General features: G+C 35.3%; 11 protein-coding genes and 1 pseudogene. 5 read left to right on the top strand and 7 right to left on the bottom strand.

All coding sequences use genetic code 11. The features are described from left to right. Positions 1–222: 222 nt before the first annotated feature. The 3 genes and pseudogenes from ABC346_RS20300 to cydC all read left to right on the top strand — a co-directional run. A pseudogene (locus tag ABC346_RS20300) lies at positions 223–787 on the top strand (cation diffusion facilitator family transporter); the annotation flags it as partial. Positions 788–935: 148 nt separating this feature from the next. Then, positions 936–2,669, top strand: a complete 1,734-nt coding sequence (gene cydD, locus ABC346_RS20295) for a thiol reductant ABC exporter subunit CydD (protein WP_317958589.1) — start codon at positions 936–938, stop codon at positions 2,667–2,669. After that, positions 2,666–4,393, top strand: a complete 1,728-nt coding sequence (gene cydC / locus ABC346_RS20290) for a thiol reductant ABC exporter subunit CydC (RefSeq protein WP_317958590.1) — start codon at positions 2,666–2,668, stop codon at positions 4,391–4,393. Before cydD ends, cydC begins: the two co-directional genes overlap by 4 nt. Positions 4,394–4,449: 56 nt before the next feature. Here cydC and cydS read toward each other — a convergent pair whose 3' ends face one another. The 7 genes from cydS to resA form a co-directional block, all read right to left on the bottom strand. Beyond that, positions 4,450–4,566: a cytochrome bd oxidase small subunit CydS family protein gene (gene cydS, locus ABC346_RS20285; RefSeq protein ID WP_397351699.1), complete on the bottom strand. Its 117-nt coding sequence runs from the start codon at positions 4,564–4,566 to the stop codon at positions 4,450–4,452. 5 nt (positions 4,567–4,571) lie between these two features. Then, the gene (locus ABC346_RS20280) at positions 4,572–5,594 is read right to left on the bottom strand and encodes a cytochrome d ubiquinol oxidase subunit II (RefSeq protein WP_317958591.1); all 1,023 of its coding nucleotides are present in this window, start codon (positions 5,592–5,594) and stop codon (positions 4,572–4,574) included. Continuing rightward, on the bottom strand, positions 5,591–6,931 hold the full coding sequence (locus ABC346_RS20275) for a cytochrome ubiquinol oxidase subunit I (protein ID WP_317958592.1): 1,341 nt from the start codon (positions 6,929–6,931) through the stop codon (positions 5,591–5,593). Before ABC346_RS20275 ends, ABC346_RS20280 begins: the two co-directional genes overlap by 4 nt. Before the next feature lie 399 nt (positions 6,932–7,330). Further along, positions 7,331–7,756, bottom strand: coding sequence for a disulfide oxidoreductase (locus tag ABC346_RS20270; RefSeq protein ID WP_317958593.1), 426 nt, complete (start codon positions 7,754–7,756; stop codon positions 7,331–7,333). Positions 7,757–7,759: 3 nt separating this feature from the next. Beyond that, complete coding sequence (locus ABC346_RS20265; protein WP_317958702.1) at positions 7,760–8,440, bottom strand: DsbA family protein; 681 nt, start codon at positions 8,438–8,440, stop codon at positions 7,760–7,762. A gap of 57 nt (positions 8,441–8,497) precedes the next feature. Continuing rightward, positions 8,498–9,205 carry a cytochrome c biogenesis CcdA family protein gene (locus ABC346_RS20260; protein WP_317958594.1) on the bottom strand — a complete coding sequence of 236 codons (708 nt, stop codon included), beginning with the start codon at positions 9,203–9,205 and terminating at the stop codon, positions 8,498–8,500. Between the two features lie 35 nt (positions 9,206–9,240). After that, positions 9,241–9,816 carry a thiol-disulfide oxidoreductase ResA gene (gene resA, locus ABC346_RS20255; protein ID WP_317958595.1) on the bottom strand — a complete coding sequence of 192 codons (576 nt, stop codon included), beginning with the start codon at positions 9,814–9,816 and terminating at the stop codon, positions 9,241–9,243. A gap of 183 nt (positions 9,817–9,999) precedes the next feature. Between resA and ABC346_RS20250 the strand changes: the two genes are divergently transcribed. Together ABC346_RS20250 and ABC346_RS20245 are read left to right on the top strand one after the other, a co-directional pair. Beyond that, complete coding sequence (locus ABC346_RS20250) at positions 10,000–10,320, top strand: ArsR/SmtB family transcription factor (RefSeq protein WP_317958596.1); 321 nt, start codon at positions 10,000–10,002, stop codon at positions 10,318–10,320. Between the two features lie 50 nt (positions 10,321–10,370). After that, on the top strand, positions 10,371–12,989 hold the full coding sequence (locus ABC346_RS20245) for a heavy metal translocating P-type ATPase (RefSeq protein WP_397351703.1): 2,619 nt from the start codon (positions 10,371–10,373) through the stop codon (positions 12,987–12,989). The last annotated feature ends 90 nt before the right edge of the window (positions 12,990–13,079 follow it).

The following is a 13,079-nucleotide window of genomic DNA, read 5'->3' as shown; positions in this document are numbered from 1 at the left end:
TCTTTTTTGGTACAATGTGCTACATAAATCGTCATAAATACTCATTTTTAGATTAAATCAATGAACGAATAACTTTTTTACATATGACACATGTGTTTCTCGTATACAACTTTTTTTGGTTTTTACTTATTAACATTACAAATCCTAACAATGTTTCTATAGACCCACACGAAAGAAAGTGTATTGATATAATGCTCAGGCAGTCAATGGAGGGGAATTACTATGGATGAACAAAAGTATAGGAATCTAAAAATGGGTGAGCGTGGTGCAATAGTAAGTATCATTGCGTACATATGTTTTATATATAGGAAATATCAGTAATTCAGAAGCTTTAAAAGCAGATGGTTTAAATAATACAACGGATATAATAGCATCTATTGCAGTGTTAATAGGGTTAAAATTATCACAGAAACAAGCAGACGAGGATCACCCTTATGGTCATTGGAAAGCAGAAATGGTAGCTTCAATGATAGCATCGTTTATTATAATGGTTGTCGGAATTCAGGTACTGATTGGAGCAGTAACCTCGGTATATCAAGGTGGAAATGAATCACCTGATATTATTTCAGTGTGGACAGGTATATTTTCAGCGGTTATCATGTATTTTGTATATCGGTATAATAAAAACCTTGCACAAAAGATAAAGAGTCATTCCGTAATGGCAGCAGCAAAAGATAATCTATCAGATTCATGGGTGAGTTTAGGTACAGCCATTGGGATTTTTGGTTCTCAGTTTAATTTACCTTGGCTTGATCCATTAACAGCAATTGTTGTTAGATGTAAAACTAAAATGATAAGAAGATTTTTATTAAACTGTTTATTAGAACAATAAATTAATGACATTTATGTTAACTGCCTCCCTATTATTTTACTAGCATTATGCTAGTTATGTATAATTATGTGAAAAGGTTCACTAGTTCAGGAGGTAAAAAACTATGAATGGGCTTCAAGATATGGCAAAAAAACAGAAAGGAAAGTTAACTTCCTTGGGTATTTTTGCATTATTATCAGGTACATCAATTATTGGACAGAGTTTTCTATTTGTCACAATAGTAGATCGTATTTTTATAAAAGATGATACCTTCTCGGAGATTATTCCTTTATTAATAGGACTATTGGCAGTTCTTTTTGCAAGAACTCTATTTAATTACCTTAGTGGAAGAACTGGAATTAGGATGGCTTCCAAAGTGAAAAGTGAGCTTCGAAATTTATTGTTACATAAATTCTCTACTAATCCACTGCAGTCATCAATTCAAGGACAGTCTGGACAAAAAGTTAGTGTGATGATGGATGTAGTGGATGAAGTTGACAGTTATTTTAGCAGTTATATTCCACAGGTGTTTCAAGCAAGTATTATACCACTAATGATTCTTATTGTTATTTTCACAGAGCATGTTGCTACAGGGGTTATCATTTTAATTACTGCACCATTTATTCCTATTTTCATGATGGTGATTGGGTTTAAAACGAAAGATAAATCTGAAGAACAATTAGATAAAATGGCAGCTTTTTCAGGGAAATTCCTTGATACTTTACAAGGGCTTACAACCCTTAAATTATTTGGTCAATCGGCAGTGCAAAAAGAAATCATTCGAAAAAGTAGTCTAAGGTTTAGGGAGGCAACGATGGATGTATTAAAAATTGCTTTCCAAAATTCTTTGGCATTAGAATTTATTTCGATGCTAAGTATTGGACTAGTTGCTTTAGAAGTTGCTATTCGTATGGTCATTTTTCAAGATCTTTCATTTTATACAGGATTTCTTATGCTAGTTTTGGCTCCGGAGTTTTATACAAAGTTGAAGGAGTTAGGCAGTGCTTTCCATACAGGAAGAGGAAGCATGGGTGCAGCTAAAAAGCTAGAGAATGAATTAGCTAATTCAGTAAAACCTGTTGAATGGGGGAAAAAAGGCTTACGTAGTACCACCCCACCTTCCATTGAAATACGTGAAGCTGAATTTAACTATGGTGAAAGTGATGCATTTGCCTTAAAAAACATTCATGTATCCATTGACCCTTTCGAACAAATTGCGATTGTTGGTAGAACTGGATCCGGAAAAACAACGTTATTACATGTTATTGCTGGGCTTGTTTCACTTTCCAAAGGAGAAATACTTGTCAATGGAAAGCCAAGGAAGATTTACAGTGAAAAAGATTGGTTTGGTGGATTAAGTTATATTTCACAAAGTCCCTATCTCTTTTCAGGATCAATTGCTGAGAATATTGCAATTGGTGGTAACACTAATGCTTCTAAGGAAGACATAGTAGGTGCAGCCCAAAAAGCTGGCATTTCTAAGTTAGTCAAGTCGCTTAATGACGGATTTGATACACCAATCGGGGAGGCTGGACGGGGGCTATCTGGTGGAGAAAAACAGCGAATCGCCATTGCTAGAACCTTTTTAAAAAGCCCGTCCATTATTCTTTTTGATGAGCCGACAACTGGTTTAGATTTGCAGACAGAGCGTATTTTGCAGTCTTCAATGAAAGAACTATCAAAGAATTCCACAGTCATTACGGTTGCACATCGACTTCATACGATTAAAAATGCTGATCAGATTCTCTTCATGGATAATGGAGAAATTATAGCCTCTGGCACACATAATGAATTGCTGAAATCAACTGAAGCGTATCGTGATATGGTATCTGTGCAGCAGGGGGGGGCGTTAGAATGAAAGATTTAATAACGATTATCAAAGTAATGTTTGTAAAGAAAAGGGATATTATTTTCTCTGTTCTTTGTGGATTTATTGCCGGGATAACAGCTGTTGGTTTATTTGCATTAAGTGGCTATTTAATTTCAAAGTCTGCTCTAGCACCTCCTATTTATACGCTGATGATTCTTACTGCGTCGGTTAAAATGCTGGGAATTATTTCAGCATTAAGTCGTTACGGGGAACGTTACTTCTCGCATCGTGGGACATTTACTATGTTAAGTAATTTACGTGTGTCATTTTACGAAAAATTAGAACCATTAGCACCGGCTATTTTTCATAAATATAGAAGTGGGGATCTTCTTTCAAGGATTGTTGGTGATGTAGAAACACTACAGAATTTCTTTTTACGTGTGTTTTACCCGCCAATTGTCTTAATGTTAGTCTTTTTATGTACGGTTTTCTTTACGGCTTTCTACTCAGTAGAAGTTGCATTAATATTGCTCATTGGTTTGATTTTGACAACATTTATCGTCCCAGCAATCTTTGCGTTAAGACAAAGGAAAGTAGAGCGAAAGGTAAGGGAAAGTCGTGGAGAACTGTCTACTGAAGTAACAGAATTTCTATATGGATTTCGTGATTTGAAAATATACCAGAAACTAGAAGGGAAAGAAAGTAGGTTGCGTAATTCCGCTAATGTATATTTAAAGAAGCAAGAACGTGAAAATGTGTATAACTTGTTCAGCGAATCATCCAATACTTTTTTATCCTTATTTGTATCGTTTGTTGTTTTAGGTATTGGAGCTTATTTAGTATCTACGGAACAGTTAGATGGGATTTTCCTTACGATGCTTTTGATGATTTCATTGACTGTATTTGAAAACACAACTTCGATGTCAGTATTTCCAAGTTACTTGGAGGATAGCAGGCAAGCAGCAACAAGACTGAATAATGTGGTTGGCATGGAACCTGAACAAAAAATGTCAAAAAACAGTGAAGAAAAACTGTCCATAATAAAATCTCCAGCTGTTGGGGTGAATGGGGTATCATTTGCGTTTCCTGATGAAGCAAGGAATACATTATCTGATATATCCTTAACCTTACCATCTGGTTCAAAAACAGCAATTGTTGGTCCTAGTGGATCTGGAAAGACAACGTTAATGCAATTACTATTACAAATTTATCCAATAAATCAAGGGGAAATTTGCTTAAATAATAAATCAATTAATCTTTTATCACAAGAAAGCATTTGGGAAAATACGAACGTAGTATTGCAAAAGAATCACTTCTTTTATGGAACAATCCGTGATAATCTATTGATTGCCAAAAACGGATTGACCGACGGAGAAATGGAAAACATGCTAGAAAAAGTTAAACTGGGTTATTTTTCTTTAAACGACCTAGTGCTTGAAAAGGGGGAGAACCTTTCAGGAGGGGAGAAGCAGCGACTGGCAATTGCAAGAGCAATGCTAAAAAATGCCCCAATATGGCTTTTGGATGAGCCGACCTCATCCATTGACGCATTAACTGAGGCAGATATTTATAACTATCTATTTGAGGAAGCAAAAGAGGATACAGTTGTTCTTATCAGCCATCGCTTAACAGGATTAGAGAGGATGGATCAGATAATAGTAATGGACTCTGGGAAAATTGCTGAAGCAGGAACATTTGAAGAACTGATGGGGAAAAAGGGATACTTTTATGAAATGAAACAAATTGAGCAGAGTGTGTTTTTAAATGCATAATTAACTTTGAATATAAAGAGCTTTTCCATAACTTATGAGGAAAAGCTCTTTTAAGTTTAATTATTTTCCTTTTTTGGCACGGGATCATCCTTAAGCGCTGCCCAGAAAGAAAGCAATAGTGCTACGATGATCATGATAAATGGAGCGACAAAAATTAGAAAATCATTTAACATATACCTCACTCCTTCTTTTTTCTTCCTTCTAAATAATCCTTATCAAATAGGAACAGTTTAAATAATAGATATAGAGAAGGAATTAGCAATGCAAAACCAAGAATAAAAACGAAAACAAGTGATATTGCCATTGCCTGATTTGTAAACCCTTCGTGAATCGTTAAATATGGGTATAGCAAGTATGGATAATGGGAAATTCCGAAACCATAAAAAGCTAGGGCAAATTGACCGAATAATAGCCAAACAGCAGTCCCGTAATTTTTTCGTTTCCAAATGAGAAAAACTGTTGCAAGCCATAATAAAAAGGATAATCCAAACATCCACCATAAATCTATAATTCGTTCATAATGTGCAGGATTGTGAAAACTCAATTCATAAACAATCCCGCCAGAGGTAATGATTAAAGGCAATGCCCAAATCAATGCATATCTTCGCATTAGATTGGTAGCCTTTTGATCACCTGTTTTGTTTGCATACCAAGTAAGAAATACTGCAGAAATATAAAGAACTGAAACAATACTTAAGATGACAATCGACCATGATAAAGGACTTGTGAACAATGCCGAGTAATCAAGAACAGGATTCCCGTCCTCCATATATACAAATCCACCTTCAGATATCGTAAGCACTATCGAAAGTGACGCTGGTATAAGTAAGCCTGATAATCCATACATAAATGCATAGCCCTTATGTCCTCTATTTCCATATGTTTCAAATGCATAATATGAACCGCGTATTGCAAGTAAGATTAACGCAATACTGCCAGGTATGAGAAAAATGGTTCCAAAATAGTAGGCTGTTTCAGGAAAGAATCCTACAATCCCTACGAAAAAAAATACAAAAAATACATTGGTAACTTCCCAAACAGGAGACAAGTAACGTTGAATAATATTAGATAATATATGTTGTTTACGTGTGATGATACTGTATGCATTAAAGAATCCAGCACCATAATCAATCGATCCGACAATAATGTAACCAAACAAGAATGTCCATAGCACCGTGATACCTAGAATTTCCAGTGTCATGCGTTATCACCACCTTGTGAAGTTTCAAGCTCTTTCTCCACTGGATTGTCTTTAAACATCTTGCGAAGTACAACAACCGTCCCAATTCCTAATATTATATATAAAAGGATAAATAGAATAGACATTAATCCTACGTAGTCACTGGATGTTGCTGCTTCCTCAACAGTCATGATACCACGAAGGATCCACGGCTGCCGGCCAACCTCTGCCATCCACCAGCCTGACTCGATAGCTAGAAAGGACAATGGGCCTCCAAGAACAATAAGCCAACGGTACCATTTTGCTTTTACAAAAGCCCAGCCTCGCTTGATTCCTAACCAATAAATAAGTGATATTCCTATCATAAAGACACCGATTGTAACCATTAAATCAAAGAAATAATGGACTACAAGAGGAGGAGTTTCTTCCTCAGGAAATTCATTTAAACCAATTACTTCTGAAGTTGGGTTACCATGCGCCAATATGCTTAAAGCAAATGGTATTTTTATCGCACCTTTAACTTCATTGTTTTCATCTAGCATACCGTACATCAAAAGTGGTGCTCCTTCTTCAGTTTCAAAGTGCCATTCTGCTGCAGCTAGTTTTTCGGGTTGATATTCTGCTAGGTATTTCCCAGAGAAATCACCGATAATTGCTGCTGCAATGGAGAAAATTAATCCAACTTTCATTGTCAAATAAAGGGCTTTTTTATGATATACATGATTTGAACCCTTTAATAGCTTGTAAGCTGCAATAGCTGCAAGCATAAATGCGACTGTCATATAAGCAGTTGCAAGGACATGCGATACTTTTGTAGGCATTGCTGGAGTAAACATTGCAGCAATTGGATTTGCATTAATAAGTTGTCCATTAACAATATCAAAACCTTGTGGTGCATTCATAAACGAATTTACTACGGTAATGAAAAAGGCTGACATACCCGCACCAAGTGCAACAGGAATTAATAGTAAAAAGTGTTTTCGCTGATCTTCAAATCGGTCCCATGTGTATACATAAATACCTAAAAATATGGCTTCAAAGAAGAATGCAAATACTTCCATGAATAATGGAAGTGCAATAATTTGTCCTGCTAATTCCATAAAGTTCGGCCAAAGCAGTGAAAGCTGTAGTCCAATTGCAGTACCTGTTACAACCCCAACTGCAACTGTTACAACAAATCCCTTTGCCCATCGTCTAGCCAATAAAATGTAATGTTCGTCTTTTTTTTTGATTCCAACCCATTGCGCGATCATAATCATGAGTGGAACGCCTACTCCAATGGTTGCGTAAATAATGTGAAAGGAAAGAGTGAGTAACGTTAAAAACCTGCTGGCAACTACTGGATCTTCAAATAGCATTTATATATATCCTCCTTTGTTAAACAAGTGAATTACTGAGCATACAAGCGTACAGTAAATGAATAGTTTACACTATATTCATGTTGTATATACCTTACCCTTATTGTATATGAAAGTAATGGTAATGTATTAAATAGCTTGTGACAATTTAGCAAATACGATGTGAAGTAATTGTGAATGAAATTATCCTTGTTTTCTTTTCTATTTGTAGCAAGTTGCATTAATCGCCCCGTATGCATGATTATTAAAATCACTAAGTACAACATTTAACAGCCTCCATTGAGAGGAAGTCGGTGGAAGTTATATTTTGTTATAGATATTTAATGCTCTTATTACCAATGCCATGAGTAGACAAAAAAATAAGGTGTAATTCGATTTTGCCGAATTACACCTCTTTTATTAATTATTTTTTGGCCTCCTTATAAGTAGCATTAATAATGCAATTAAGGTGAAGGCAACCAATGCTAAAAATGGTATGGTAATAAATCCTAGCCAATTAATATATTCAGCACTGCATGGAACACCATTGGCACAAGGTTTGATTTCTGCAAAACCCGGAACCTTTTGCTCTAAATAATGAAAAAATGAAATAGACCAGCCAATGATCGCCATTGGTAGTACATATTTTTTTACAGAACGATCATTTTGAAATGTTGCTATTCCAAGTATCAATGATAAAGGATACATCAGAATACGCTGATACCAACAAAGTTCACATGGAACAAAACCTCTTATTTCACTAAAGTAAAGGCTCCCAAGTGTTGCAACCACCGAAACTAACCAAGCCACATAAAGTGAAAACTGTCGAATATCTACATTCTTCATATCCTAATTTTCCTCAAGTGCACTTTCGATTGCATTTTTTATTGCTTCATAATCAAAAGGATCCTCTATCATTGTTTCATTTACCATAATAGTTGGTGTGAGTTGTACGTTGAATTCTGTTACCAATTCGGTATCTTTATTTACTTCGTTCATTCCAGAGTTGCTTTCAATATCTGATTTTAATTGATCTGTATCAATACCTGACACACTGCTTGCTACTTCAAGTATCTTTTCAGTGGTGACCCAACTGCTGTCATGATTGGCACTTGGTTGTGCCTTAAAGAGCGTTTTATGAAATTCCCAGTAAGCTTCAGGATTTTGTTTATAAACCGATTCTGCTGCTAATGACGCTAATTTCGACTCTTCCCCGTGAAATAAAACGTTTATAAATGAGAATTTAACTTTACCAGTATCAACATAATCGTTTACTAATTGTGGGTAAATATTTTCCCCCCATGCTTTACATGAAGGACATTTAAAATCACCAAATTCTACAACAGTTACTGGAGCGTTGGAGTCCCCTAAAGTGGGTTGTCCATCAATTGGTGGTTGTTTGTCCAATGTTGTTCCTTCGCTTGATTCTGAATTATTGTTGTTGATAACAACCAGTGCAACTATTAGTGCAACAACTACTAATGTGATAATTACTATAAATTTCATTGGTGAATTTTTTCTTTTCATTATAATATCTCCTTATCTAAATAACTATTAGTTTCTATATACTAAAAATGCAGAAATTCTTTAAAATCCATAAAAACCAAACCATCCAGCTAAGAAGGAGGTTAGTTTCGTCATCCAATCAAAGAACAATGCAATTCCCATGAAAACCATAATGTACCCGCCAACTTTAATTATCCGCATACTATGTTTTTTAATCCATTGTAATCTGCCTATAAAGAACGACAATACAAGAAACGGAATAGAGAATCCTAATATATAACTTATCATCATAACAAGTCCAATATCAGGATTAGTTGCAGCTAGCGATAACACAATTGCCAATATAGGACCAGTGCAAGGTGTCCATCCTAAAGAAAATGCCATCCCTATAATAAACGAACCAAAAAATCCTCCTGGACGATTTTTAAATGTAATCTTTTTATCCTTCATAAGGAACTTAAAATTAAGCACTCCTACAATGACTAGTCCAAAGAAAATAATTAAAATCGCACCAACTTGTCTGATGACATCTTGATAGGTTAATAAAAATTCCGATATAAATGATGTGGTGAAACCTATCATAATAAAGATACTTGAAAATCCAATTAAGAAGAAAATAGTATGTAAAAGCGCCTTTTTATTCATTTTCTTGTTGTTTTCCTCTTTTATCTCACTTACACTCATTCCAGTTATATAAGATAAAAACGCTGGATATAGTGGTAAACAGCAAGGCGAAATAAAGGATAGAAAACCGGCACCAAAGGCTAAAAAGATATTTATTTCATTCAAACCATAACCTCCTCTTCCATAAAATCATTACTTACTTATTGCTCTGGCAAGATTTCTTGCAGATACCCTTCCAAGCTCTCTAATGTAAGTGCCCCAATCACGGTTCTTTCTATCTTTCCATCAGGATTAATAAAGATGGTACTAGGAATGGGTCCTATGTTATACAAATCTCTAACTTCTCCTGTTTTATCATGAGGAACAGGAAAGGTTAAATCATACTTATCAATAAAACCACCAACAACTAACTCTGTATTGTCCAAACTGACTGCAATAATTTCAATTCCTTTTTCTTTATACTTAGGATATAAGGCTTGCATGTAAGGCATCTCTTTTTCACAGGGTTTACACCAAGTCCCCCAAAAGTTTAGCATGACTCCCTTCCCTTTAAAATCACTAAGCTGAATAGTTTCTAATTCATTATTTTTGTTAATTTGCTGCAATTTAAAGTCGGGCGCCTGATCCCCAACTTGATATACCGAATTGTCTGCTTGTAAATTCGAAACCAAAGCAAAGGCTAATGCAGCAAATAGCACTACAAGAATAGACGTTCTTAAGATAAAGCGATTTCTTTTTTTATTCTTCTTTTTATTTTTTATTTGTTCTAAGTTCATCGTGAATTCCTCCTCTTATAGAGTACCATTCATAAAAGATGTAAACTTTGACAACTTTCTTACATTAATGATTTGACCCTTTCCATAAACTATGTATTCATGGTTTGACACTTATATTAGTAATTGCTAATATGATAATAACAAAATATATTAGTCATGTCTAATATAAGGAGAGGATAACGAATGCATAAAATAGATATTGATACAAAGATGAAGTTTTTGCACGGATTTTCAAATAAAACGAGAATTCAAATACTCGAAAGTATAAAAACAGAAGAAAAAACAGTTTCTCAAATTGTAGATGATCTAAATGGTAATCAATCGAACATATCACAGCATTTAGCGTGCTTAAAAGGATGCGGGCTTATTGTAGGGAGACAAAACGGTAAATATGTATATTACCGTGTACGTAATCAACTAGTACGAGATTTATTAACCATGTTTGATGTGGTGCTTGAAGATGTTCAAAACGATATTGCTTGTTGCGAAAATCATATAGATTAATGGGGGTGGAATGAGTGACAGACAAATGCTGTAGTTCAAAAGGGGAAACTATTGAAGATAATAAAGGATGTTGCAGTAGTCGGTCTGAAAAGGCGGACACATCTGGGAAAGAAGGGGACAGTTGTTGCGGCGGTCAAAATTCATTTCAAGGAATACCAGTTACTATTACTACAAATGAATCTTGTTGTAGTAGTCATTCTAAAAATATTAATGGTAAAACCAACGACGGTTATTGCAGTCAAGAATCGCCAAATGAAATAGAAGTTAACTCTTGTTGTGGTGGCAAAGAAGACGATACCTCGAGTTGTTGTAGTAATAAAGTGATAGAAATACCTAGTATTAATACAAGATCTGTTAAAGGCGAAAAGATTGAATACCGAATACATGGAATGGATTGTCCTTCTTGTGCATTAACAATAGAAAAAGGCTTGAATGGGATAAATAACATTCAGGAAGCAAAGGTAAATTACAATACTGCGAAATTACAGGTCCTTGGAAACAACGCTCTATCTCTTGAAAATGTAGAAAGTGAAGTTCAAAAACTCGGATATACTGTTGAACCACTGGTACGAAACAATAATGTACGAACTTATGATGTTGAAGGAATGGACTGCGGTAGTTGTGCTAAAAGTATTGAAAATCATTTAAGTACAATCCCGACAGTTAATAGTGTTAGTGTTAATTTTTCAACCGGGAAAATGAAAGTGGAGCATGAAAATAGTGTCGATGATATTGTTTCAGAAGTATCTAAAATTGGTTACAAAGCTTCACCTGTTATAAATAGCAATAATTCTTCAGAAACCCCAAAAAACAAAAAGGGGAATGGCTTAATTACCTTATCTGGTATTTTAATTGCGCTTGGTTTTATTGGATCTTACAATGGTGTATCTCCATTAATGATCACCATTTTATATGCTGTTGCTATCGTAATAAGTGGCTATAAACCAGTAAAAAGCGCCTATTATGCTATAAAAAGTCGTTCGCTTGATATGAATGTATTAATGTCAGCAGCAGCAATAGGGGCTGCATTAATTGGAGAATGGTTTGAAGGTGCAACCGTAGTATGGTTATTTGCATTAGGAAATGCACTTCAAAATAGATCAATTGAGCAAACTAGAAAATCTATCCGCAATCTTATGGATTTGGCACCATCAGAGGCATGGATTAAAGTTGGATCGGAATTAGTTAAAAAGCAAGTAGAGGAAATTTCAGTTGGTCAGATTGTTGTTATTAAACCCGGTGACAGAATCCCATTAGACGGTGAAATCATTCAAGGTGAAACTAGTGTGAATCAGGCACCTATAACTGGAGAGTCAATTCCAGTCGATAAATTAATCGGGGATACTGTATATGCAGGTACCATTAATGAAAGTGGTTCTATTGAAATCAAAGTCACCAAATTAGTCGAAGATACAACCATATCAAAAATCATTCATTTGGTTGAAGAAGCACAAGAACAAAAGGCTCCTACCCAAGCATTTATCGATAAGTTTGCCAGTATCTATACACCTATTGTTTTCGGTTTAGCAATAGCTGTAATCATCCTACCACCACTTTTCGGCTTTGGGGCTTGGGGAGAATGGGTTTATAAAGGACTTGCATTATTAGTAGTTGCCTGCCCATGTGCATTGGTTATATCCACTCCTGTTGCCATCGTTTCTGCTATCGGAAACGCAGCAAAGAATGGTGTCCTAATAAAGGGCGGAACGTTTCTAGAGAAAGCAGGGGCCATAGATGCCATTGCTTTTGACAAAACAGGAACATTAACAGAAGGGAAGCCAAAAGTTTCTAAAATTGAAGCATTAACTACCTCTGAAGACGAATTAATATCACTAGCATTCACATTAGAAGATTACTCGACACACCCAATAGCAAAAACCATTGTTGAATATGCGAAAGATAAGGGAGTTCAGACTAAAAACGGAGAGTTTTTTAAGAGTATAGTCGGTAAAGGTGTTCAGGCAACGATTGATGGCGAAGTTTATTATGCTGGTAATCTAAAACTGTTTGAAGAAATAAATTTACCTTTGGACAATGTTAAGGACAAAGTAGACGAAATACAAAGTCAAGGAAAAACGGTAGTGATTATCGGTACACAACAAGAAATAATGGGGATTATCTCTGTTTCTGATACCATCCGTACAACTACTATAGAAGCATTAAATGGATTGAATCAAGTTGGTGTAAATCAACTTGTTATGTTAACTGGTGATAATGAGGGCACTGCCAAGATGATTTCAAACGAAACGAATGTCAATCGCTATTTTGCAGATCTGTTGCCAGAAGATAAAGTGGATGTAATTAAACAATTGCAAAAAGAGGGTCACAAAGTCGCCATGGTTGGTGACGGCATAAACGATGCACCAGCACTGGCCACTGCAGACTTAGGGATTGCAATGGGTGGTGCAGGGACAGATACAGCAATGGAGACGGCTGATATTGTTTTAATGGCAGATAATCTGGAAAAATTGCCACATACCGTTAAACTAAGTAGAAAAGCATTAGCGATTATTAAACAAAATATCTGGTTTTCATTAATTGTAAAATTCATAGCATTAGTTCTTATATTTCCGGGGTGGCTTACACTTTGGATGGCTGTGTTAAGTGATACAGGTGCTGCTGTTATTGTAATATTAAATGCTCTCCGTCTTCTAAAAGTAAAAGGATAATTAGAAAAGGCTGTTCATTTTTTGATTGAACAGCCTTTTCATTTAAAAAATAAAATTTTTATTTCTATAAATGGGGTAATACCAACAAAA

The organism is Oceanobacillus phoenicis (assembly GCF_047238145.1).
Lineage (GTDB): Bacteria > Bacillota > Bacilli > Bacillales > Amphibacillaceae > Oceanobacillus.
Note: the sequence above shows the minus strand (reverse complement) of the source record. Positions and strands in the feature narration are given on the sequence as shown.